19 protein-coding genes are annotated in these 24741 nt (G+C 66.4%); all 19 read right to left on the bottom strand.

The genetic code is table 11. The annotated features are described in order from the left end of the window. Position 1 precedes the first annotated feature (1 nt). On the bottom strand, positions 2-3748 hold the full coding sequence (locus AW06_RS13385; protein WP_034950984.1) for a DUF6519 domain-containing protein: 3747 nt from the start codon (positions 3746-3748) through the stop codon (positions 2-4). A 12-nt stretch (positions 3749-3760) separates the two neighbouring features. Continuing rightward, a complete protein-coding gene (locus AW06_RS13380; protein WP_034950981.1) occupies positions 3761-6121 on the bottom strand; it encodes a hypothetical protein in 2361 nt (786 codons plus the stop codon). Next, positions 6118-8955, bottom strand: a complete 2838-nt coding sequence (locus AW06_RS13375; RefSeq protein WP_034950979.1) for a hypothetical protein — start codon at positions 8953-8955, stop codon at positions 6118-6120. The genes AW06_RS13380 and AW06_RS13375 overlap by 4 nt, the downstream gene beginning before the upstream one ends. Continuing rightward, the gene (locus tag AW06_RS13370; RefSeq protein ID WP_034950976.1) at positions 8952-11528 is read right to left on the bottom strand and encodes a putative baseplate assembly protein; all 2577 of its coding nucleotides are present in this window, start codon (positions 11526-11528) and stop codon (positions 8952-8954) included. Before AW06_RS13370 ends, AW06_RS13375 begins: the two co-directional genes overlap by 4 nt. Then, positions 11525-11899, bottom strand: coding sequence for a GPW/gp25 family protein (locus AW06_RS13365; protein WP_034950974.1), 375 nt, complete (start codon positions 11897-11899; stop codon positions 11525-11527). The genes AW06_RS13370 and AW06_RS13365 overlap by 4 nt, the downstream gene beginning before the upstream one ends. Continuing rightward, positions 11896-12195: a hypothetical protein gene (locus AW06_RS13360; RefSeq protein ID WP_034950972.1), complete on the bottom strand. Its 300-nt coding sequence runs from the start codon at positions 12193-12195 to the stop codon at positions 11896-11898. Before AW06_RS13360 ends, AW06_RS13365 begins: the two co-directional genes overlap by 4 nt. Positions 12196-12204: 9 nt before the next feature. Then, positions 12205-12924: a phage baseplate assembly protein V gene (locus AW06_RS13355; RefSeq protein ID WP_046536398.1), complete on the bottom strand. Its 720-nt coding sequence runs from the start codon at positions 12922-12924 to the stop codon at positions 12205-12207. Continuing rightward, entirely contained in the window at positions 12924-14036 is a 1113-nt protein-coding gene (locus AW06_RS13350) for a hypothetical protein (RefSeq protein WP_034950969.1), read from the bottom strand. Before AW06_RS13350 ends, AW06_RS13355 begins: the two co-directional genes overlap by 1 nt. A 5-nt stretch (positions 14037-14041) precedes the next feature. After that, positions 14042-14314 (bottom strand): hypothetical protein, encoded by a 273-nt coding sequence (locus AW06_RS13345; RefSeq protein ID WP_046536396.1) that lies wholly within the window; start codon positions 14312-14314, stop codon positions 14042-14044. Positions 14315-14323: 9 nt separating this feature from the next. After that, positions 14324-15013, bottom strand: a complete 690-nt coding sequence (locus AW06_RS13340) for a hypothetical protein (RefSeq protein ID WP_034950966.1) — start codon at positions 15011-15013, stop codon at positions 14324-14326. Next, entirely contained in the window at positions 15014-15301 is a 288-nt protein-coding gene (locus tag AW06_RS13335; RefSeq protein ID WP_034950963.1) for a hypothetical protein, read from the bottom strand. After that, entirely contained in the window at positions 15298-17433 is a 2136-nt protein-coding gene (locus AW06_RS20630; RefSeq protein WP_273704673.1) for an ATP-binding protein, read from the bottom strand. The genes AW06_RS13335 and AW06_RS20630 overlap by 4 nt, the downstream gene beginning before the upstream one ends. Next, positions 17430-18590 carry a Pvc16 family protein gene (locus AW06_RS13325; protein WP_034950960.1) on the bottom strand — a complete coding sequence of 387 codons (1161 nt, stop codon included), beginning with the start codon at positions 18588-18590 and terminating at the stop codon, positions 17430-17432. Before AW06_RS13325 ends, AW06_RS20630 begins: the two co-directional genes overlap by 4 nt. Before the next feature lie 3 nt (positions 18591-18593). Continuing rightward, a complete protein-coding gene (locus AW06_RS13320) occupies positions 18594-19448 on the bottom strand; it encodes a hypothetical protein (RefSeq protein WP_034950957.1) in 855 nt (284 codons plus the stop codon). After that, positions 19445-20239 carry a hypothetical protein gene (locus AW06_RS20625; protein ID WP_138678738.1) on the bottom strand — a complete coding sequence of 265 codons (795 nt, stop codon included), beginning with the start codon at positions 20237-20239 and terminating at the stop codon, positions 19445-19447. The genes AW06_RS13320 and AW06_RS20625 overlap by 4 nt, the downstream gene beginning before the upstream one ends. Before the next feature lie 28 nt (positions 20240-20267). Beyond that, complete coding sequence (locus AW06_RS13310) at positions 20268-20777, bottom strand: phage tail protein (RefSeq protein ID WP_034950955.1); 510 nt, start codon at positions 20775-20777, stop codon at positions 20268-20270. 21 nt (positions 20778-20798) lie between these two features. Continuing rightward, the gene (locus AW06_RS13305; RefSeq protein ID WP_034950952.1) at positions 20799-22778 is read right to left on the bottom strand and encodes a phage tail sheath C-terminal domain-containing protein; all 1980 of its coding nucleotides are present in this window, start codon (positions 22776-22778) and stop codon (positions 20799-20801) included. 153 nt (positions 22779-22931) lie between these two features. Then, the gene (locus AW06_RS13300) at positions 22932-23189 is read right to left on the bottom strand and encodes a hypothetical protein (RefSeq protein WP_034950947.1); all 258 of its coding nucleotides are present in this window, start codon (positions 23187-23189) and stop codon (positions 22932-22934) included. A gap of 222 nt (positions 23190-23411) precedes the next feature. Beyond that, positions 23412-24494, bottom strand: coding sequence for a sigma-54 dependent transcriptional regulator (locus AW06_RS13295; protein ID WP_246149182.1), 1083 nt, complete (start codon positions 24492-24494; stop codon positions 23412-23414). Between the last annotated feature and the right edge of the window lie 247 nt (positions 24495-24741).

The following is a 24741-nucleotide window of genomic DNA, read 5'->3' as shown; positions in this document are numbered from 1 at the left end:
CTCACCCGTGTGGTTTGAAGAGGATCGCGGCAACGATGCTGCGGCTCGCGCACAGACTGCCGGGGTTGAGGATCTGGTTGCCAACCTTGACCTCGGCCATTGCCGGGTTCATGTCGTTGGCGACGATGCAGTGGTCTCCCTGGTTGAAGCTGGTATTGTTGAGACGAACCCCCAGGGACAGCAGCGACAGCAGGGTCTCGGCGCCGCGCTCGCCGAGACGGTTGCCAGTGGCGCGCAGAGTGTTGCCGTAGAGCAGGGCGTTGGTGATCAGGTTGCCACTGCGCAGACTGAACGACTGGTTGTTCTGGTACGCGAGGTCATCGAGCGTTGCCAGCAGCTGACAGCTCGCGCTGGTATTGCTCTGCCCGGTACGCGACTGGTTGTCGTTGAACATCAGCTTGCCTGCCGGGAAGAGCTGCTCCACGGCCGCCGCACGTTGCGGCAGCAGCATCGCGGGGGCGGCGTGCAGAGCCGCCGCCTGCGCGTCGACGGCGGCGCTCTCGCTGACCGGCGCAGCCGCGTCCTTCTCGGGAACGATCTGCGGCCTCGCCTCGGCCGCCTGCAGCGTGCTGGCGCGCTGCAGACGCATCCCTGCCGCGGCCTGGTTGACACCACCGAGGTCGTAGATGAAGACCGTACCGGCCATGCGCTCCTGTATGGAGAGTCCCGACAGCTCGCTGGAAAAGACGTTGTCGGTGCACTGCAGCGGACCGAAAGCAATCGCATGGAGCGCCAGCCCGACCGGCTGGTCGACCAGGTTCTCGTGGATGCGCGCTGCCGGCCGCGCGTTGAAAGTGTCGCCTTGGGCAAGGGCACGTGCGTCGAGCAGATTGAAGTTGGCAACGAGATTCAACACGATGCCGCCGCGCCGGCCGGCGATCAGATCCTGGCTGCTCACGTCCGGGGTCAGCGGTCCATTATCGACCAGGCGATTGTGCGCGATCTCCACGCCCTCGCCATAGGCGACGAAGATGCCGCAAACGGGATTGGCACCGCTGACGCCATTGCGCTCGATGTCGTTGTCGACGATGGCCAGCGCTTCGCACATGCCGAGCGAGATGCCGCCCAGTCCCTGCGACGCCGCGGTGAGGCGCAGCGCGTTGTCGAAAGGGTTCTGCAGACAGCCACTGATATGGTTAGCACGGATCGCGAGCCCGATCACCGGGGTGCCGAGCTGTCGGCGTGCAGCAGCGAGTGCATTGGCGCGCAAGGCTGCCGCCGGCACCGACACGGCGCCGGTACCGATGCCCGACAATCCCATCGCCGCGATTTCGTTGCGCTCGATGGTGATGTCGTAAAGGAAGCCGGAGTTTTCGGGGTTCGGCGCTTCGTCGGCCTTCAGCACGATCGTCAGCACGAAGGACTGATTGTTCTGGATTGGCTGCAGATCCAGCTTGTCGATCACCAAACCGGGCTCGCCCTCGGTGACGCGGAAGGTCGCCGGGTTGCTGCCGAAAAGGAAGCTGCCGTCGGCATCGGTGACGAACGAGCGCGCCTCGTTGGTCGCCGTGTTGGTCAAGGTGGTCTGTACGCCGGCGCGCGGCTTGCCATCGGGACCGATGACGCGCACCGTCACTCCGGCTTCCTGCGGCAAGGTGAACACCTGCTCCGGTTCCGGCAGCGGCGCGGGCGGCGAAGCCCCCAGCGTCACGCCGTTGCCGGCGCCGCCGACGATCACGTTTTCGAGTACGCGCACGCGCTCGCAAGCGTTGCCCAGTCGAATGCCGCCGAGCGCCCGATACGGCTGCTTCAGCACGACTAGCGACGGCAGCTTGATCGCCCACACCTGGTTGACATAGCGCACGAACAGCCGCGGATTGAAATAGACGATCACCAGTCTGGCGCAGGGATCGGTAGGGTCAACCGGATCGGTCTCGGTCGGCACGTCGAGCGGCGGCATGTCCGGCGCCGGTAACAGGCGGATGTCGTTGCGCTCGATCCGGCTGTCGTCGCCGGCGAGATGGATCGCCACATCGCTGCCGCGCTTGTCGAGCATGCGGATGCGGTTGTGGTGGATGTTGACGCCTTTCGCCTGGCGCGCGTGGATGGCGTTGCTGCAGGCAAGAATGCGGTTGTACGCGATCTCGATGTCGACGCTGCCAGCGGCCTGGCTCGCCTCGATGACGATGGCGGTACCGCCGAGCGTCACCATGTCCAGGTGCTCGAGGCTGACGTTCTCGGCATCGCGAATCGTGAACATCGGCAGCGTTGCGCCCTGCTCACGCGGGATCACCTTGGTCTGGGTGTCGCAGCCCTTGATCCTGACGTTGTGCCGGCCGGCAATCAGCGCATTGGTCTGGTGCAGGCCGGGCAGCAGGCAGATCTCGCCACCGTTCACGGGCAGGTGCTGCAGCGCTTCTTCGATCGAATCGAAGTCACCGTGGCTGTTGCGGCCATCACCGACGATGAAGGTGCAACATATTTTCTGGTTGCTCAGCGGCCGAAAGACGCGTCGGCAGTCGTCGATGTCGCCGGCAGCATGGCTGATGCTCAGCGGCGGCGGGCCGTTCCAGTTGAGGATGCCGAGCGCTACGCGACGATGCCGCACACCCTGCGGTGGCGCCTTGGTCGGCCATAGCGGTGGCTCGAAAGCGACTCCCGACGCGCGTACCGGGAAGGTCCAGTAGTCGCCGGGCTGATAGTTGGCGTTGTGCGCGGTCGCCGCCTCGAACTCGACCCGAATGCCGTCCTTCAACTCGACCGGGTTGGCGCCGCCAACCGGAAAATCGGCCACCCGGGCGATGCCGTTCCAGAGACGGAAGAAACCGCTCGCCGGGGTTGCCGTCGGCCAGACGCCCTGCACCTGGGTCAGTGACAGTACGCCATCCTGTGCCAGCGTGGCATCGGCGCTCAGCGTGACCTGCCAGGCGCCCAGGGCCGCGTCGAAGACGAGCGCTTCGAGATAGAAATCGCTGACCCCGCAATGGTTGATCATCTGGTCGTTGGCGGTGATCGTGACCGTGCCGCTACCTGGCGCAGCGGCCGCATAGAGGCCACGGCCGACGAGACCGCCATTCCACTGCGACCACTTGAAGCGCGCCTGACCCAGGGCATCCGGGTCGGCGATCTCGATGCGGTAGAGGTAGTGTTCGAGGCCGCTGTAGCCACCACCGGCAGCAAGTGGACAGTCGCCGGTGATGGTCAGCAGCGGCGCCGACGAGACCGTCAGCTTGCCCTTGGCGCCGAAGTCGTCGGCGAGGTCGGCGGCGGCGCTGCAGTCATCGTTGGGACCGAGGCGCAGTAACTGCAGCTTGACGAAGGCCTGCGTGCGCTCGGTCGTGTCCGGCCCGCCCAGCGCCGGCTCGATCAGGTTCAGCGGATCCTGAAAACCGCTGACCGAGTCTTCCCAGACGTCGAGAACGACCAGATCGCGAACGCCATCGGCGATCGTGGACGGCGCCGCTTGCGGTGTCTGGAAAGGCTGCGCGAAATAGCTGGCAAGGAAACTCGATGGGTCGGCCAGCGTCAGCGAAAGGCCATCGGCCCACGCCCGGCCGGCAGCGAGATCGACCTTGACCAGCGTGCCATCGCTACTGGCAGCCTGCAGTTTGAAACCGGCCGGATTCGCCGCCGGTACCGCCAACAGACCGTCGCCGAAAGCATCGCGGGCGGCCATAGTGCGCCACCTGCTGGCGATCGCCGCCGCCTCGTTCCAGTCGCGGTCCAGCAGTACGCGGCCCTGCTGGTGCAGCACGCCGCTGTAATGAGGCGCCGTATCGAATGCGAGGAAGGAAAAGTCGCCCTTCATGATCGTGATCCTCTAAGTGATCGGAATGAGCACCGGTCGCACCCCGACCGGCATGAATTCCTGCAGCCGGATGCCGATGTTTTTCCATTTGTGCGTGTTCCGCAGATACCCGAAGGCGCCCATCTCATCGCTGGCCGGGCCGTCCTCGCGGATGCGGCGGTCGCAGTCGAGCCGTAGCTGTGCATAGCCTGGGCGACCAAAGTACTCGGCACTGAAGCGCAGCCATGCCTCGCTGGCAAAGACGCAGCCGAAATGCTGCGGCAAGCGGTCATGGTCGCCGCTGAAGCAGCAGAATTTCAGGCAACTGCCGTGCTGACCGACGCTGACATCAACGGTGTGGCTATCCTGGTTGTCGTGCACCTCGAGGCGGTGCACGAACAGGCCGCCTTCCCCGCGCGCGGTCTGCACGCGCACGCGGCCGAAGGCGGTGAGGCCGCGCACCACCAGGTCCGGGCCCCATGCCAGCTCGGGGTTGCCGGTCGCGGCGCCGAGCGCCAGGGCTGGCAGCGTCGCAGTGCTGCCACTGCCGGCATCGACGATGCTGTCGGCCAGCGTCAGCAGGTAGCCGCTGTCGATCGCCAGCGGACCGGCAATGCTGCGCTCCAGTGTCACGGCCGGCACCTGGTCGAAAGCATCGCTTTCGGCGGGGGCGAGACCATAGTCATTGGTGAGGCGCAGCGCTTCGCGAATCGGCGCGCGCGTACCGCTGGCACTGCCGTCGAGCAGCAGACCGCCACCAGGATCGAGTGTGCAGCCGAGGATGCGCAACTGCCCGAGTGCCGCCTGCATCAGCAGCGCATCGCCAGCCGGGAACGCCACGGCGCGCGTCAGGTACAGACCTTCGAGCAACAGTTCAAGGACTTCGGCATTGACGGCCCCGGCTCCGCCGATCTGCGTCGGTCGCACCCGCAACGGCTGTAGCAGGCGGACGACCGGGCGTTCACCGGATGCGCCGCGAATCCATAGGGATTGCGCAAGGCGTAGCGACAGAACACCGGCGTCGTTGCCGATGCCGGCGATCGCACCGAGGTCGAGGACATGAGTCTGGCTATCGGTGATCTCGATGAGCAGCGCTTGCGAGCGCTTCGGCAGGTCGTCGAGCGCATGCTGTAGCGCGAAAGCATCGTCGAACCAGTTGATGCGCCTGACTTCGTAGGTCTGCTCGCCAGGCCAGCTGGCCGGCAAGGGCAAACGCTGCACGGGCTGTGCGCCGCTGGGACCGGCCTGCGCATAGCAGGCCGACACCAGCAGGCCGTCTGCCAGGGGCTCGGCCTGTGTCGCCGGATCGGCATCCGGGACGCCGAACACCAGCCGGCCATGTTCGGGGTCGATCGCCACCTCCCAGTCGCGCAGCGGCGGTGCGATGCCGGTCTCCCAGGCACAGAGATTGGCGCCGCGAATTCGCCAGGCCTGCCCGAGGAAGGGCGTTTCGGGCAGGTGCAGCACCAGCCCGACCGGGTCGGAGCCGGGATGCGCATTGCGCGGGTCGGAGTAGGTCTGCACGCTGACATAGCTCGCCGGGCGGCCGGCCGGCGTACCGTCGCTGAGCCGTGCCGGCGGCATCCGGTCCGGTACTTCGTCTTCGCCGCCGAGGCGCGGCGGTTCTGCGTCGGCATGGAAGCGGTGCCTGTTGAACAGCGGCCAGGGCTCGCCCTGTGCCTGTACGTCGAAGCGCACGGCCAGGGCAGCAGCGCCGGGTGACGGCGGGATGGCGGCGATCTGCCGGAACAGCGGCCGCGACAAAGGCACCTGGAAGTCTTCGAGCCGCCACAACAGCACCGCCAGATTCGGCAGGTTCCAGCCCGACAGGCCCAGCGTCGGCGGCTTGACGTCGACCACCCGTGCGTGCGCATCGAAAGCTCCGCCAGTCAGCGAGAGCAGCGCCGGATCGCGTAGTGTCACGGTGCCACCGCGGATGGCGGCAGTGAACTCGCTGACAAGACGCCGTGGCGGCATGCCGCCGGCGTCGGGACGCTGGTGGTTCAGGTGCTGGTTCCACGCCAGGCGCTCGCGCATCTCGACCACATGCGCCGCCCAGCCCGACAGCGCGAAGACCTGCGACTCGACGGCGCCGAGCGTGCCCTTGCGGCGGCGGTGGAAAACCGTGCGCGCGACATCGGCGCGCAGCGTCCACGGGTCGCCGGCCAGACGAGAGGTGCCCAGCAGGTCGGCGAGGTAAGCCACCACCCAGTCATCGCAGTGTTCGATGAAGAGGTCGTGATACTGTGCGTCGGTACGGGCATGCAGCGCTGCGAAGGCGTCTTCGATAACGCCGAGAAAAGCTGCGAGTTGTCCGGGCGGCGTCTGCTCACTGTCGCGAATGCGATATACCTCGGGAAGCCGCTCGTACAGAGGCCGGCGTGGCGAACTCATGGCCGCCCTCCTTGCTCGTCGGCGGCGAACTGCAGCTGCAGCGCCGTTGTCTGCAGCGCCAGCAGCCGGTCGCCGGCGCAGGCCAGCGAGCGCTGCGTCGCCGGAACGTTGGCGATCGACAGTGCCGGCTGGGACAGCTCTGCGCTCAACTGCAGGCCCGGTTTCGCCTGCACCAGCGGTGGCCTGGCGACGGCGAGAGCAACCAGCCGCACCCATATCACACCGCTCACCTTCTGCACGGCGGCGACGACCTGCGAGCCGTGCACCCCGTCACCGAATTGCCGCTGCTGCCAACTGAACAGACCTCGTGACGAATCGACGCCATTGCCCTCTTCGCCACTCGCACCCAAGGCTTCGAGGATTGCCAGGCGCAGCTCTTCGGTGCGTCGGGTCGGGTCGTAACCCACCACCAGATGCAGCGACACCGGCGTGCGCGCACCCGCCACGACCAGCAACGGACAGCGCCTGGCACCGCGTGCGCCCACCGCTGCGCGCAGCGCGTCGCTGGCTGCCGCGGCATCGGCTGCCGCAGCGCTCGCGGTGAGCAGGGTGACGCGCACCAGCGCGGCGCCGTCAACCTGGGCGCAGGCGGCGCGCGCCTTCAGCACGCCGGGAATGGCCAGCGCCTCGGCCTCGTAATCGGCCAGACTGACGATACGGCCCAGACTTTGCATGGTTCCCGGTGCGGCCAGGCGTGCGTTATCGGCACCCTCCGGTTCGGCACCGCCGGTGACCGCTTCGAGCAGGAAAGCCGCTTCGAGTCCGGCGACCTTCTTGTCGGCCTGTGGTTTCGCGTCGGCCTGCAGCAGCCCGTGCGCACCCGCACCGCTGCGGTAGACCGCCAGCACGTTGCCCCGACCGGAGCGCAAACGCGCGCCGCTCTTGCCGTTACCGAACTGCACCCAACTCTTGCCGTCGGCATCCTCGCGCACAATATAGACGTGCTCCCTCGGCGTACGCCCGAAAAAACTGTCTACGCTCGTCCAGGCGACGCCATCGACCCACACCTGCAACTGCGGCAGTAGCGGCGGCACCTGCGTCGTATCGAGCAGATAGGTAAGCGGCGTCCTGGGTAGCGCGAAGGTCTGGAAAACCGCGCGTGCATCGCCGTCTCCCAGGGTGATCCGGGCCTCGGTTTTGCCCTGAGTCGCCTCGACCAGGTTGCCGTACACCGTGACTTGCGGTGCGCTGTGCTCGAACTGCGTGTAGTCGAAATCGCGGTCGAGCTGCACACGATGCCAGCCCGGCTGCCCGCCATCGTCGCCATCGTCGCTGGCGACGGACAGGGCGGTGGCCGCGACCAATGCAGGGCCTGGGCCGGAAAACAGCAGGCTTCGCCTGGCCAGCGCGGCGGCTTCACCGGCCGTGCCATAGAAATGCAGTTCCTTCCCCCGGCTGGCGGCCGTCTGCACGAAGTCGGCGCGCAGCTCGAAAGGCTCGCCGACGACCTCGTGAAAGCTGATGCCGCGGATGTCGGCATAACCGAGCGTGCTGCCGTTCTCGCTGATCGCCAGGTCCTCGTCCAGGGTCAGCACCGTGCTGGCACCGCTCAGCGGTCCCCACGCCAGTGATTGCCGATCGACCTGCGCGATGCGGCGTTCGAGCAGACGCTTGCGGCGACTGCTCGCGTGACTGCCGATGCTGAGGTTGGCCTCGATCAGCAGCCGCGTGCCGGCGACCACGCTGCTGACCTCGCCGTCGAGCGGCATCTGCGTCGAGGGCAGCGACGGCACGGCCGGTGCGGCGGTGGTGGCAGCAAGCTTGCGCACATACGACACCGGGCTGGTGGTCGCGCGCCCCTTGTCGTCCACGACGACCTGCGTGGCTGGTGCGTTGTGCCCGAAGTGGCGGTGTGTTCCGGCAAGCTTCCAGGCCCGCAGGCGCGGCGTCGACGCCAGGGTGGGCACGCCGAGCCCGGCCGCAAGCAGCGACTGTGCCAGCGGCTGAGCAATGACACCGGGCGTCAGGAAGGACGGTGGCGACGCGATCTTGAGCGACAGCGGCTGCAGCGCTGGCGTGAACGAAGACGAGAACAGCGAAGCCGCAGCCGGCAAGGTGGCCGAAACGAGGCGCGGTGGTGTCAGCGGTCTGAACCGTGGCGGCTTCTTCAGGCTGGTGATGCCGCCTTTCATTGTTACGACGGTACTGCCGAAGGCTTCCCAGGTCTTGTCTACGACCATCACCTGCGTATGATCGAACGCTTCGCCACCAGCGCGGGCGACGCCGACCAGGATGCGGTCGCCGGCTTTGAGCTGCACCGCGACGCCGGCATCGGCCCACAGCGTGAAGGTGTCGGTGCCGTAACGAATGTCGGGTGCCTGGCGCGGCCGGTACAGATGAAACTGCGACAACGCCGGCTGCGCGAGCAGTTGGACGCTGGTCTCGAAGACTGATGGCTTGTCGTCGCCGGCAAGCTGCGCCTGGATGCCCAGGCCGGCGGGCAGCAGCACGGGCTGAGCACCCTTCACCGCGAACGCGAAACGCGCGCGTCCCGCGACCCCTGGCGCGAGCCGGTAGCCCAGCAGGCGCACCAGGTTGGCGACGCTATCGCGCCACTTGGCGCTGCGCAGATAGGCCTCGTTGGCGTAGAGATCCTGGTAGAAGCTGAGAATGTCGCCGACCTCGGCGGCTGCCTCGATCAGCGCGATGCCGGGGTCGTCGGGCAGGCGGTGCGTCCATTCGGCGAGCACCGTACTCGCGTCAAGCCGCGACAGCATGTGCTCGCGCAGGTCGGCGTAGCTGCCGATGCGATAGTCGATGGTGCTCAGGCCCGGCCGGTTGTCGATCGTCTTCGGGAAAGCAGCCGGCTGGCGGCAATCGTTGGTACAGCTCATCGGCGACCTCCGGTGATTTCGAAGCGGATGCGACCGGTTTCCAGGTGATCAGGGTCGTTGGCGACGACGATGATCTCGAACGGCCCGACGGGGATCTTCTCCAGGCGCGATTCGGGCAGTGCCAGGGGATCGATGTCGATCTCGGTCAGGCCGCCACCGCTGCCCGGGTTCCAGCGCCGCATGCTGGCGCGCAGGACGCGGCCGACGCCGGTGACGGAAAGCGCACGGCCGATCAACTGGCTCGCGTACAGCGGCTGCCCGAAGGTCCACCGATCCGGGTGAAAAAAGCCGTGGCGACCGTCACGCATCCAGCCGTCGGAAAACTCCTCTTCGAGTGCCGCTCGCAGATCCTCGGGCCAGTAGGCCGGCTGCGCACACAGGCTCAGCTTGATGTCCAGGGGCACGTAGCGCGCCGCGCCCACCTCCAGATCCTCGCCGATCAGGCGAACCGCATCGAGGTGATCGGCGAGCGCGCGCCGCAGTGGTTCGGCCAGCACGATACCGCCTGCCGGGTCGATGGCCACCTGCACGCAGCGCCAGCTGCCGGTCCAGGCATAGCGGGCGCGGGCGTGCGCAACTCCTGGCAGCTCCTCGGCACGCCTGGCGTAGTCATCGAGGGTGACGGCACGCAACTGGTGCTGGCGGTAGGCCTCGGGCACGCGGCGAACGATCTCGGCGGCGGGTTCGGGATCGCGACCGTTGGTCACGTCGAACGGATTCCAGACGCGCTGCACGGCGCCGCTGGCGTCCACGAAGCCGACGAGGCTGTCGGCGCCGACATTGCCCTGACTGCCCTGCCCGACGCGATAACGGCACTGCACAAAGGCGCCCATGGGCAAAGCTGCGCCGTTGCTGCCGTCGCCAAAACGCAGCGAGCTGCCGCCGAGCTCGTCGGTCTCGACGATGAAGTGCTGGTCGTCCCGCTGGCTTTCGATCAGGTCCGATTGTTCCTGCCACGGCTCGGCAAAACCCTGCACCATGACCTGCGCGGTTGTTCGCGTCGGCGTCTCGCCGCCGGGCGCGCTGGCGCGGTAGGCTAGCGGCGAGGCAGGCAGCGGGCAGAGCACGCCGCGCGGCGGCGAAGCACTGCCGGCCTGGCGCAGCACGATCTCGTAACTGACCGAATCGCTGGCAACGAAACTTCGCTCGTCGGCCCCACCAAGCGGCTGTCCCGGCGCGCGGAAGGTGGTAATGCGCGGCCGTCCTTGCGTCACGCGCAGCAGGTTGGCGTGGAACAGACTCACGTCTTCGACCGGCTGGCCGGCGCAGTCGCAAACGAAGCAGAAGTTCTGCCGCAGCGCGTCTTCGGCACGCCAGCGAACGCGTACCAGCCATTCGCCGGTGAACGGGTCCTGCAGGGCCTCGGCGCGCGCGATCGGGCCATGCAGGGGCAACAGTTTCAGCAACTGCCGCTGCGCGATGCGCCTGCCGTTGGCGGTGCCAGTCTCGGGGTTCAGCGCCTCCTGGATCAGCAACTGGTCGACGGCAGTGTTCACGTCTGCGGCGCCGGGACCCGGCACCTGGCTCGCGTGCGTGCCGAGGAAGAAGTCGCGCAGCGCTTCGGCCTCGGTCTGCGTGAGCGGCGTCGCCGCCGTCAGGTCGGCTTCGGTGCTGCCGGTGGCGAGCGCCGTCACCGTCTTGCCCCAGGTATACAGCCGCAAGCGGTTCAGCGGCGCGAAGCAACGCTGGCGCCATGACCCGCCGTCGCGCGCCATCGCGAAAATCACCGCGTCGTCGTCCTGCCAGGCACGGCCGCTCCAGACGCCGAACTCATCCTGGCCCGTCGCCGGCAGGTCGACCATGCCGGCCACTTCGAGAGCCAGCCAGGTGCTGGCCTGATTGCCCTGGTGGATGTGGTAGTCCAGCAGCCGCGCATGCCGCGCCAGCGACACACGCTTGCGCGCCGTCGCCAGCGCGCGCTCGTTCATGACGCGGTCGTGGTAGTCGGCCTGCTCGTCGGCATCGGCGGCGACCAGGTCGATCAGCACCTGGTCGAGGTCGGCTTCGCTGCTCGGTGACCAGCCGGGAACGCGGCGCATCATCGCGGCGATCAGCACATGCCGGAAGGAGTCGTAGTCGCGCGCAAGGTAGTCGATTTCAGGCTCTGTCGGCGCTGGCCTGCCCTTCTCCATCGGCGTGCAATTGAGATTGAAGCAGCCGGGGCGGAACTTGAACGGCAAGGCGTTGAGCAAGGGGTCCATCGCCAGCGGCAGGGCATTGTCCGGGGCGCCCAGGCCAACGCTGGTGGTCGACAACAGGTAGGTCGAGTAATCGCCGACCGGGGCGATCTGCAAGCGCAGCGTGTTGCCGGCGCCCGGCAGTACCTGCAACACTGCGACTGCTCGTGCCGGGTTGCCGGAGCGCTGCCGAGTCGCCCCCTGAATCTTGAAAGCCTCCCTGGGCGGTAATGGCGCAAGCGCATTGGCATTCCAGAACTCGACGTCGAGCCAGGCGAAAGCCGGCTTTGGCGCAGCGTCGAGGGTGACGTAGGCGAGCCTGAAGGCATTCAGCCCCTTGCCGTCGAGGTCGCGCGCGCGGTCCTCGAGCCGCTCCTCGTTGCCTAGCCGGGTCATTTCGCCCCCTGCCGCTGAAAGCGCACGCTGCGAACCTCGCCGCTGGCGAGCACGCGGTAGCGCAGGTCCACGTTGAGTGTGGCGTCGTCGGCGCTGACATCGAGCGCCTCGACGGTGACGCGGTGCCCGAGCCAGCGCGAAAGGTTCTGGCTCACCAGCGCCTTGCTGATCGCCGCCGTCGCATCGTCGTTCTGCTGAAACACCAGCCGCCGCAACCCGGCGCCGAAACCCGGCAGGAACGGTCGCTCGCCCTGTGCGGTAAGCAGCAACTGCATGATCTCGCCGCGAATATGCTCGGCCAGACCGGAGGGCGTCGCGGTACGCCCGTCGGCGCCGACATGAAAGGGGAAAGCCAGATGACGACCGTTCATGGCAAGGGCGTCCTGAAAGTGTCGACGGTGAAGGCCATGCTGTGCCGGTGCTGGTTGAGTCCGCCGTTGCCGCTCTCTTCGCTGGTGATCAGGTCGCTCCCGTGATCGGCGAGGAACTTCAGCACACCCTGGGCGATCGCCGCGAAAAGAATCCTGCGGTCCTGGGCGCCCTGATCGCTGTCGGGCAGGGATTCGCCTTTCACCGCCTGCCATTCGTTATGCATCGCCTGGTCGATGTAGGCCGCGAGGCTGAACGCGAAGTCGTCGATCCGGCCTGCCTTGAGTGGGTTGGCCATGGGGGTTCCTCAGCCGGTGGTGACGCGCGTCGACAATAGCGTCGGCGTCGCAGGGGGAAAGGGGGTGACAGGAACGATCGGGGTCACCGGGATGCCGATCACCGTTTCGCCGACATGCATATGCGTATTGAAGATGCTGACCAACTGATTCAGGTACTGCAGCAGCGAATCGCCGAAGGCAAGCGGGTGTGCTGCGCCTTCGGTGAGCTCGATCAATGGCGCTTCGACGATCACTTTGCTCGTTGCCTGCACGCGAATCTGTCCGTCGTTGACGCGGATCGTCAACAAGTTGCTACCGTTGCCGTCGGAGAGCGTCAGCGTCTTCGCGTCGTCGTCGAGCGCGACCAGCAAGCCCTGTTCGCTGCGCAGGATTTTCAGCGGCGGTTTGGCCGCCGTACCGCTCTGGTCGGCCGGGAGGTCGCTGCTTCCCCACCAGCCGCCGCTCCAGATCGGTCGCGACGGATCACCAGCTTCGAATTCGATCCACACGCCGGCGCCGATCGGAGGGATGCTGTGCAAGCCGACCCCGGCGCCGGTGTAGGGCGCGCAGGGGGTGGCCCAGGGGGTGAGCACGGCATCGCCGAACACTTCGGGAACCTGTGCCTTGATGCGACCGATCGCGGCCGGATCCTGGTTGTCGGCAACCAGGCCACGGTACTTGCCGAAGTGGCGTGTGCGCGACTGCGTCGCGAGTTCCACCACCAGACGTTCGAGGGTTCCGCTTTCCATCAGAACACTCCTGTGAAGAGTCCGCCGCCACTCGTGCTGCCGGCCGAGCGCGCATTGCGGTGCAGAGCGAAACGCTGCCGGTAGCTGCTGTCGGTGAGCACATGCGTGACTTGGCCGATCAGGTAGTCCCCCGACAGATAGCCGCCGACACCGCGAACGCGCAGCAGTCGGTACGGCTGCAGCACGCCCGCGTAGTCGTCGATGTCCACTTCGCCGTTGGCGGCGTAGGCCCAGGACGAGAGATCGACGGTGGCCGCGGTGGCGGCGTCGAGGTCGCCCTGCTCCTCGCGCGTGCCGGTGAGCAGGGTCAGCGCCGGCTGCGTCAGGTCGTGTGCCGGGGCGTCGCTGAGCGGCGTGCCGACGGCAGCATCGGCACTGCTGGCAAGCACGCTACGGTCGGCCAGGGCGACACTGCCGGCGCGTGCGCGCAGCGGCCGCAGCGCGTCGAACTCGGCAGAGAAACTCGCGACGTTGCGCTGGTCGCCGAGCAGCAGGATTTCGGGCAGGTCGGTCGCCGCGAACTGTGGCCGCTTGAAAGCGCCGACGCTCGCCCCCGGTGCTGCGCCGGGGCGCACATAGACGAACATGCCGTAGCGTTTGGCAAGATCGCGCAGCAACTGCATGCTGGTGCCGCGCTGCACGACCACGCGCTGCAGCACCGCGCCGGCAGCGGGCAGCGCGTCCACGTCGGGCGTCAGACCTGCTTCCTCGAACAGGCTGGTGACGATGTCCTGCGGCGCCATGTCCTCGAAGAGAGCGACCTTCTCGTCACGGTTGAGCTGAACGCTGTCGTCGTGCACCACCAGCGTCATCCGGCTCTGGTCGGGCGAGGCCTGCAACTCGTAGCGATTGCCGACCACCAGACCGTCGATCAGCGGCACGAAATCATCACTGGCCACCTTGACCTCGACACGCACGCGCGCAAATGGCTGTGCGAAGTCGTCTTCGACGCCGGACCACAGGCCGGCGTCGCTGGTGGCGATCGGCAACTCCAGCTCGGCCGCCGCCGCCATGCCGATGCCCTGGTCGATGCGGATTTCGCTGATGCTCGCCAACTGCTCCGCCGTCGCCGGGACATTGTCGAAGTAGACGCGGTATTCGGCCCTGGCCATGATCGTCAGCTCCGGGGAATCGTGATCGGCCGGCCAGTCGGCTGCAGCAGCGACGCCGCTTCGAGTTCGCTGTTGGCGTCGGCGATGTGCCAGTAGCGCGTCGCGTCGGCGTAGCGCTGTTCGCTGAGGGTGTCGAGCTGGTCGTGCGTGCGCACCGTCACCGGGTCGCCGGCAGGAATCGGCAGGAGCCGCAGCTTGACGGCCGCGACCTCGGTACCGGCGCGGTCTTTTGCCGTCACCGTCGGCAGACCATGGTAGCGCGAGTTCTTGAGGAACATGGCGGCCTCTCAGAAGGGAATGATATCGACTGCAAACTCGATCACCTTGGCGAGATTCAGCGTCGCCTGGGTGTCCTTGATCATTTGCGTGTACTTGTAGGCACCCTCGCCGATCGCATCATCGGTCGGCGCCTGGCTGGAAACCTGCATGCCGATCTTGACTTCGGCCTGCACCGGGTTGAGCAACAGGTCGTACTTCTGTTCGCTGATGGACATCGAGGTGATGGTCACCGGCAGCACCCGTGACGGTCCCCAGATGAACAGGATGCGCGGTAGCGGTACACGAGGCACCGGCTGCGTCGGCGGCGTGCTGCCCGGCCCCGAGAGTGCCGCGCCGATCGCGTCGATCGCCGCGCCGATCAGACCGCCGGGTGTGCTCTGCGGGTAGACCATCTTCTCCAGCGCCGCGATCTGCGGACCGACGCCAAACAGGCGCGGGATGGCCGACACCGCGCCACCGGCACCGAGGTCGTCGGCTGCCGAAAAATGCGCGCTGATCTCGAATCGCTCCGAAGGCGGCGCCGCTGCGGCGTGCGTCTCGACCCGCGGTCGTGCCGATGCGCTCGCCGGTGGCGGCGGGATGGTGATCGTACGTGTCATGTTTTCCGGGTTGAACTGGAAAATCACGATGTTCGGAATCGGCCCGAGGATGTTCGCGCCATATTCGACGAGCACGCCACGTAAGGGAAAGAGTGCCATTCAGCGGCCCTCCCCGGCTTCTGCCTGCGCGCTGGCGGGGCCGTAGGCGTGCGTCACCCACTCGCCCAGGCGGGTGGCGATCAGTTCGCAGAGGGTCTGTGCATCGGCATGCGCCGGCGCATCGATGACGCCAAGGTCCAGCGTGGCAAGGCCGCTGCCCAGCGTAGCCGGTTGCAAATCGGACAGTCGCCGCTGCAGGGCGTCGTCGAGCTGCTCTGTCAAATGCTCGCCGATCCCCGCCGGAAAGCCCTGCAGCGTGATCGCCAGGCGGGCGATGTCGACATTCATGCGAGACTCCCGATCAAGGCCGCATGGCGACCGAACTGTTCGCGACCGGCGACGCGATTCATCTTTTCGAGTTCGCGCTTGACGGCGGTCAACACCTCCAGCATGCCCACCTGCGCAGCCCCTTCGGCGCGCTGGCCGGCGGCCAGCAGGCAGGCGTTGAAGGCGGCGGAACGGATGTGGCCGCCGGCGAGTTCGAACTGCTGCGCAAGCCAGCGGCAATCGATCTCGACGATGTCCACGCGCGCCGGGAAAGCCTGCCGCCACAAGCGCTCGCGCTCGACGACGCCGGGCACCGGGAATTCGACGATGTAGCGCAGCCGGCGCGTGAATGCTTCGTCGAGGTCCTTGCGGCGATTGCTGGCGAGCACCGCCAGGCCCTTGAAGCGCTCCATGCGTTCGAGCAGATAGCTGATCTCGATGTTGGCGAACCGGTCGTGCGCATCACGCACCTCGGTGCGCTTGCCAAACAGCGCATCGGCCTCGTCGAAGAACATCAGGCAATCGCTGGTCTCGGCGGCGTCGAAGATGCGCCGCAGGTTTTTCTCGGTCTCGCCGATGTACTTGTTGACCACCTGCGAGAGGTCGATCCGGTACATCGGCAGCGCAAGCGCGTTGGCCAGCGCCTCGGCAGCCATCGTCTTGCCCGTTCCCGGCGGTCCGGAGAAGAGCACCGACAGGCCAGCATCGTTCCAGACGCGCGCCGTGCCCCACTCGTCATGTACGCGACCGAGCACGGCCATCGCCGAAACGATTTCGCGCAGTTGTTGGGTCTGCGCCGGCGGCAACACCAGTTCGCCGAGGGCGAAGCGCGGGTTGACCAGATTGGCGAGCCCGTCGAGTTCGAGCCGTGCCTCGGCCCGGCAGACGGCGAACAATTCATGCACGCCGGCCGCAGCGCCCAATGCCGACGCCGCCGCGGCGGCCCGCTCCAGTGGCCGCTCGGCGAGACGGAAGCGCCGTGCCGCTTCCGGGAGCGCAGCGCGGATTGCCGCTGGCGCGTCGACCAACATCCGCGCCAGCCGTTGCGCGCGCGCCGAGGTGTCGAGCGGTGGCAGCAGGCAGGTTGGCAGCAGCAGCGAAGCCGGCACGCCACGCACCGCCATGCCGCCGTCGACCACCGGCAAATACCAGCGCAGCGGCAAAGCGGCCAGCGGCGCGAACCAGTGCTCGGCAACACCGGCGCCGCAACACGCCTGCCAATGCTCGGGCAGCAACAGGTCGGCACCCCGCATCCAGCAGACAGTGGCGAGTGCGCCAAGACCGGGCCGGTCCGGCGTCACGTCGTCGGCAAGAATCATCAGAGCGCGCCCACTCGCCTGCGCGAGCGCCTGCGCCCAGGCAGCAAAGTCGGTGCCACGCGGTGCCTGCAGGGGCAGGAGCTGCATTGCCGTCGGGGTATCGGAGCGCAGACGCGCCAGCAACGGCAGTAGTTCCTGCGGCAACTCGGCGGGCGCCATGTCGCTTTGGCGCAGCATTCCCGACGGCAGGCACTGGCCATCGAGCAAGGCTTGCGCGACCAGCGCCGGCATCTCCAGCGGCTGCTGCCAGTCGAGCGAATCTCGCCCGACCGGCAACTGCACGAGGCCGTGGCGAAACAGGGCGTGGCCCGCGTCGGCACAGGCGGCAATCGCCAGTGGTTCGTCCCAGAGCCGCTGCGCGAGCGCCAGCGTCGGCCAGGGACGCGACAGATCGTTCTGACACGCCGCGCAGACGGCACCGATCGAGGCATCGGCACGCCCGGCCAGCGCGCAGGCCAACACGAATTGTGCGGCAGGGGTCAGCGGACATTCGCTGGCCAGCCAGGTCCAATCACCACGGCGGACCGGGGACAAGTGCGGTCGTTCGAGCGCGGCGAGGCGTTCGCCCAGATAACGGGCGGCGATGTCGCGGTCGAAAAATGCGCGCTTCTCGTCGCGGAAGCGCGTGAGGTCGAGACTGTCCTGTACTGCATCGCCGGCTGGCGGCAGCGCACCCGGCAGGGCTTCTGCGTCTGTGCCACGCTGATGCCAGCACCATGCCACTTCGCGCCGCAGCCGCAGCGTCACTTGTGCCAGCCACAGCGCACAGGCCGGGTCGGCAACGGCAAGGTCGGGGTTCATCAACACCGGTGCAGAGGCGAGCGGCGCGTTCATGTCCAGCTCAGCAGTGGTGAGTCGAGCGCCTGCTCGCCATTGACGCGCAGGATGACACGGTAGTTCGGATCGGGAGCCAGCGCCTGCGTGTCGGTCACCGTGAACGTGAGCGTCGTCGCCGTGCCACCGGGTTGCGGCTCGAGCAGCAACTGCGCCTTGCCCTGCAGATAGAGTGCCGCGTAGGTCGCGGCGGTGGCGCCACCGAGCTGGCTGCCGTGCACCAGGAAGGTGCCGGAAAGCCTGCCGAGAACCGGCGTCAGCGGCCCGGCAAGGTTGACCGAGGTGACGCGCGGCAGCAGGTGGCCGGCCACCGCGTTGCTGCTCAACTGGTGACCGTCGGGCAGGGTGCGTGCGACGCAGACCGGGTAGCTGCCGGCGCTGATCGTGTCGGCAAGCGGAATGGTCATCGTGAGCGCCCCATCGAGCGTGCTCGTCGCCGGATAAGTCGAGGCGCCGACCAGGATCTGGTCGTAGCCTGCGAACTCGCTGCCGCGCAACACGATCGGCTGGCCGGCGCTGAAGCGCTCGGGTTCGATCGCGTTGACGCGCGCGCCCAGACTCGGCAGCACGCTCGCGCCTTCGTACGGTTGCGGCGGTGGCAGCGGCTTGCCGATGCTTTTGACCGGCAACGCATAGTCCGGTGGCTGTGCAGTGGACGCAAGCATCACCGGGCGCACCTGGAATGCCGCTGCGACGCGGAATTTCTCGTCACTGCCTTGCATGATCCGCGAGAGCAGTTCCACATCGGCCTCATCGAAGGTCAGGCGCAACGGATCGGGGTTGCTGGCCAGTGCGCTGTTGCTCGCGTCGGGCCGCACGATGCTCAGCGCATTGAGGGCGAGCAGGCCACGCCCAAGTAGCCGATGTGCGACGATCGAGTCGCTCTCGGGACCGTCGAAAGCGGTCAGCAGGTAATGCAACACCAACCACACCGGTGGTGCCTGTCCGGCGTCAAGCGGGCGGTTGCGCAGGTTGGCATCGATGCTGATGCGGTAAAGGAAGAGGTTGAAGCTGCCACCGCCGCCGACCACTGCCGCCTTGCTGGCATCCTCGGGGCGGCCCACGGCCACCGCATTGATGCCGGTCCTGGCCGCGAGCTGCACTTTCAGCAGTTCGCTGACGGCGCCGATTGCCTCGCTGCTGGCGGCGAGCGACACGGCTCAAGTCCAGCGCAGGTAATGGCGCTGCAATGAAAAGCGCGGCGCCGGAATGGCTACAAACACCGGTTGCGGCACCGCCGCAGGCGTCGGTTCAGAGGTTCGTACTGCGAGAGCGATGGTGCCGATGCGGATTTCGTTGCGCGTAGCAGGTGCGGCGTCGATGGCGGCAGTTGCCGTGGCGCTCTGCTCCAAGCGCGTCACATCGACGCGTGGCAACGGTGTGACCTGCCGGACCGACGTGCTCGGCGGGGTAAGCTGCGTCGCTGGCTCGCGGCTGCTCATTGCCTTGCGGCGCGGCGGCTCTGTCGCGGCGAAGGGCATTCCCGGCGCCCGCTGCACGCCGGGCTGCGCGAGCATCGATCCGGGATCGGGGGGGATCGCCGCATCGACCTGGGGGGAGTTCGGGTTCGCCGCACGATCCGACGGGTTCTGCGCGACACGCTGCCGGGAAAGAAGCGACGGGGGCGATGACAGTCGTGCATCGGTTCCCCTTGCCAGGGTCACGCCGGCCAGCGCGACCGCCAGCGCATCGTGCCGCAAGCTTGAGGTTGGCAAGCGCACAGCCTCGGGAGAGGGTGCGCCGGCCATCGCCGGTGCTGACAGGGCGCGCTGCCGGGCTGGCAGGGTTGCAGGTGGCGGCACGTGCGAACCAGGGACGCCATGGGCATCCTGTGCGGCCGCAGGAAAGAGCACTGCCGACGCCGAGCTCATCGCCGCGCGCACTGCCGTGGTGTCGACGTTATTAGGCACCGGCGCTTCGACCTGCTGTTCAAGCGGTTTGATCGCCCTTGCCGGTGGAGCGGTTTCGACACGCGCATCGATCTGTGCGGCAAGTCTTGCGAAATAGCCGCTCATGCCCAACCCCGGGCAGCGATCTGCTGCAGGTAGTGCGCGCGACGCCAGCGCGGCAGCGCGAGAATTTCCGCTTCACTCCAGTGGAAGGCAGAGGCGAGCTGCAGCACCTCTTCGAGCATTTTCGCTTGCGTGCCCGCGAAGCCTTCGAGCAGCAGTGCTTCGAGGTCGCAGGCGACAAGCTGGCCGTGGTCGCAGGCCGGGCAGCGTGTCTGTAACTGCAGGGCGGTCAACGGATCGTGCGCGGCGAAGGCGTCGTCGAGCGCACTCAGCCAGGCTGCCGGCGGGCAATGGTCCGCGCCCACCGCTTGACCGGCAACGCTTTCGATCAGCGATGCAGCAAGTGCCTCATGCGCGAGCACACCTTCGCGCCGCCAGCGCTGCAGATCATCAGCGCGTGGCAGGCGCAACGACACCTCGGTGCCGTCGTCGGCACACCAGGTGAAGTGCGGTGCTACCGGGTCGCCGGCGAAGGTGTGCAGATCCAGGTCGAGAGACATGGCTTCGCCACACGCGCTGCAGGCCACCTGCAACCCGATGGTGGCATCGCCCGCAGCCAGGCGCATCGCGATCAGTGCCTGCAAACGCTGATTCAGGGTCCAAGTCCCGGGCTCGTCGAAGCTGATGGCACGTCCCTGCATGTCGGACACACAGGCCACCAGCAAGGCAGTCACGGCACTCGCCCGGTCAACGACTGCGAAGGCGACGTCGAGGTCGCTGGCCGCGCTGCCGAAGGCTCGCGCGCAGCAGCGCTGTGCGGCAGGCGCCCTACACCTGGGGTTTGGCTCGTTCATGCCGCAGCTCCGTCCGCCCGACCCGATTTCAACCCGCCTCGTTCGGCTCGGGCGTGTCGACGTCGCGCACCCAGCCTTCGAGTTCAATTTTGATGTGCTCGATGGCGATCGCGTTGGCGTTTGCATCGAGGTCGGGCAAGGTGACGAACTCGCTGACCCAGCAGCGATACAGGAAGTAGCGCAGCGCCACCTGACTCTTCTCGTTGAGCACCTCGAGCGTCAGGTCCTTCTTGTAGCCGGCCAGATCCATCGCCGCATCGCCGGCATAACTCTGCACCGCGTTCGCCCACTTCTCGAATTCGATGTCGTGAGTGATGCCGCGCTCCAGCGTGACGCCTTCGTAGCTGGAGCGGCCGGGCGACTTGTGGTCGTAGCTGTTCTGCCCGCCACTGCGGTGCTTGACGACTTCGGTAGTGCGCTTGAGCGAGCCGACCTTGGAGACGCCAAGGACCGTCTTGCCATCCCACAGCACGCGGAATTTGAAGTTCTTGTAAGGGTCGACGCGGGTGGCGTTGACAACGAATCCGGTATTGGCCATGACGTGGTTCTCCGCTCGGGGTTACAGATCGCCGGCGATCTGCTGGATACTGATGACGACGAACTCGGCTGGCTTCAGCGGTGCAAAGCCGACCTGGATGTTGACGATGCCCTTGTTGCGATCGTCCTGGTTGGTGGTTTCGCCGTCGCACTTGACGAAGTAGGCTTCCTTCGGGGTCGCGCCCTGGAAGGCGCCTTGACGGAAAAGCGAATTCATGTAGGCACCGACGTTGAGCCTGATCTTGGCCCACAGCGGTTCGTCATTGGGCTCGAACACCACCCATTTGGTGCCACGGAACAGGGATTCTTCGAGCATCAGCGCCAGGCGGCGGATCGGCACATACTTCCATTCCGAGGCCATCTGGTCGGCACCGACCAGCGTTCGTGCGCCCCAGGCTACGCCACCATATACCGGGAAGGTGCGCAGGCAGTTGATGGCCAGCGGGTTGAGCACACCATTCTCGGCGTCGGTGAGCTTGGCATCGAGCTGCGCCACACCGTTGAGCACCGCCTCGATGCCGGCCGGTGCCTTCCAGACACCGCGCTGGCTGTCGGTTCGGGCGTAGATGCCGGCCATCGTGCCGCTGGCGGCGATCGAGCGCAGACGAAAATCGTTGACCGGATCGGGAACCTGCGTGCGTGGGAAATACACTGCCGAGTTGCGGTGGCGTAGCCCGGCAAATCTATCCAGCCAGTCCTTGACCTCCTGCGTCTCGTCGATGCCCGTGGGCACGTCGATCAGCAGGAAGGCGCGCTTGAGTTCGCAGAAAGCGAGCGCTGCGCTGTAGATCGCGAGGGTATCCGTCTCGGGGACGCCGTCGGCCACCGCACGCGGGATGCACAGGATGTTGAACAGGTCGACACGGTCGAGCGCGTAAATGCCGGTGTTGAGCGCCGGGTTGCCGATCAGGTCGGTCGCACCGGGCGCCGTGCCATCGCTGCCGGTCGTGCCGACGACCAAGGCGGCGATCACCGTCGCCGGACCGCCCGCAGCACCCGAACCCAGCGGGTATTGTTGTACATTGACCACGGCTGCGGCGTCGAAGCCGAGATCGGCGGCGGTCGTGTCGGCGCCGCTGAAGTCGGTAATGGTCAACTGGTCGGTCGGCGAATAACCCGTCGCAGTCTTGCTCGTCAGCACGCGCAGACGATTAGTCCCCACCACCTCGACGGTTGCCCCGGCCAGTGGCGCGGGTACGCTCGTCGTGCCGGAAACCGATGTGCGAATGGCCTGCTCGATGTAGCCCCGCAATTGCGCGAGAGTACTCACCGTCTTCCCGCCTACCGACCAGTCCACGAGCGTCGCATCGCGCGTCGGCAGTGCGCCCAGGGTCAGCTTGAACTGCTTGCCGGAGAGAGCATTCAGAGCGGCCAGCGTCGCCGGGGTGATGGCCGCTCCAAGGGTGCCGCTAGCGGCAGGCCGCTTGCTTGAAGTCGCGGCGCTGCCGGCGCGCAACTTGATCAGTTTCGAACTGTCATTGACCACCTTGACCGCATACCGCGGCTGCGCCGTGTCCATGGTCAGGTTCAGGTAACGTTCGCTCGCCAGTGGCTTGGCGTTGGCCGCATTGCTGTCATAGCGGGTAATCGCGAGGTTGAAGGTGTGTTCCGGGTCAACGGTGGCGTAATCGACATCGATGCGCACATGGTTGCCCCACCGCCCCGCATTCGCGGCCTCGGCCAGCAGCACCTCGTCGGGCGCAGGCAGCATGTGCAGCGCCGCACTGGCCACCGCTTCGCCGTTGGCGACCCGCACCACCAAGGCCGAGCTACCGCCGTTCAGGAAGTACTGTGCGATCGCGTAGCCGGCCTCGCTGCGATCGTCCAGGCCACCGTAGATGCGTTGAAAATCGGCCGTCCCGAAGATCTCGACTGCCTCGTCCGTCGGCCCTTCGCGGAAGAAATCGATGAACGCGGTAATCGAGGTGCCCACGCTGGTGATCGTGTGCACCCCGCTCGACACTTCCTGGATGTAGACGCCTGGATAAGTCACTTGCACCATGTATGCCTCCTAGAACATTCGGATACCCGGGCCGAGCGTCTGTAATCGACGCTGGGAACTCCCTGCCTGCCATGCATTGTCTTTCGCCGTCGCCACCCACAGCAGCCAGGTCGCATTCGTTTTCCCATTCACCTTGGCGCTGCCTCGCTCCAGTCATCCATCATCTCGTTCCTTGGCGTGCCCGGAAGCGAAGATGACACTGCCGTCAGGCAGCCGAATCTCCGTCAGGCACCCCTGCTCGGTCATTGCCGCCAGCGCTGTTTCGACATCATGCAGGGAGGCGTCGATCAAGCGGCGCGGCAACCACCATTGCTGTACTCCGACGGCGTTATCGGCTGCGTCCGGATGCGCCGCCAAGTAAGCCAGGATTGCCGTCTCCACATCCGTGGCACCCTTTCCCTTCCAGGTCATTCACCCCCCGCATCGTCAAGAATGCCGACTCAACAGAGCAAGGTCTGCGCCAGCCATCACCAGATTCGATTTATATATATGAATCAATCACATGAACTCGAACAGCGGGGCGCTGTAGCAGTGTAATGCGGGGCGCTTCGGACACACTGGGTGAAAAATGACCCACGCTTGCGAACCCGCCCCGCGTGCCGGGACAGGCCTGCTCCTATGCCATGCCGGAGATCAGGAACGAAGCTGGTTTTCGCCTGCGGGTTGGACGCTGAGAACTGAAGTGCTTTCGAGGGCACCCTTGACCCACGGGGCCGTCGCGTCCTCTGTAAAGCTGGAGCGTGCGAGTCCGTATTTTCGAACCAGCTTGTTGAGCCGGCTGCGGTCCTGTCCGCAAAGACGCGCGGCCAGACTGATGTTGCCGGCTGTGCTAGCGAGCAGGTGGCTAAGGTACGACCTTTCGAATCGAGCAATGGCTTCGGCTTTGGCCTGCCGGAAATCCGTGACCTGACCGGGTTCGGCCGCCGATGCTGTGTCCGTCCCGCACAACGGTGCTGACGGCACATTCAGATACAGGGTTTTTCCCTCGTTGAGCAACAGTTCCCGATGCACCATGTTTTCCAGTTCACGCACATTGCCCGGCCAGTCATACCCGCGCAAGTGCGCCAGACTCTGGGGATCGATGGAAATCGCGGGCAGGCCATAGCGGCTGCAATAGCGCGCGACAAAAACTTCGGCAAGCAGCGAGGCATCATCCCCGCGCGTGCGCAGCGGCGGCATGTCAAGGATCAACACCTTGAGACGAAATAGCAGGTCCTGCCGGTAGCCTCCCTGACGAGTGAGTGCGGCCAGGTCTGTATTGCTGGCAGCAAGCACACGGACATTGGCACGTCGGGATGCCGAGCCGCCCACCGGCCGATATTCGAGGTCCTGCAGAAAACGCAGCAGCGCGACCTGGGCATGTGCTCCGAGGGCTTCGATCTCGTCGAGGAACAGCGTCCCGCCTTCCGCCTGCGCTACCACCCCGCTACGTGCCTCTCGAGCATCGGTGAAAGCGCCCCGGACATGTCCGAACAACTCGCTTTCGACCAGATTGTCGGGGATGGCACCGCAATTGATCGGAACGAAAGGGGCGCTGCCGCGCACCCCGGAATAGTGGATGGCACGCGCCGCCAGTTCCTTGCCAGTCCCGGTTTCACCCTCGATGAGCACCGGAGCATCACAACGGGCAAGTTTGGCGATGAATGCCAATACCTGGCGGAAGGCAGGGGATTCTCCGACAAAGATCGGGGCAGCATAGCGATCCTCAAACATCATCTCGTTCCTCCACTGGTCGTGCTTCCTGGCATGCTGGGGCACCGGACGCCATGCTTCCCGGGCTGCCGACAAGGCATCTTGATCGGGCAACGCCACCAAGTCAAGTTCGAGGCCCGGAATGCGTATTAGTTGCGAACATACTCTGTTAATTGATATTTTTGATAGGATTCGAGTTGCAAGAACGAGCTGACCGGCAAGCCGGAATGGTCGGCCAAGCGAATCGCCCGAACTGAAGTTTAGACACACG

The sequence above is a fragment of the Candidatus Accumulibacter cognatus genome (assembly GCF_000584975.1).
Lineage (GTDB): Bacteria > Pseudomonadota > Gammaproteobacteria > Burkholderiales > Rhodocyclaceae > Accumulibacter > Accumulibacter cognatus.
Note: the sequence above shows the minus strand (reverse complement) of the source record. Positions and strands in the feature narration are given on the sequence as shown.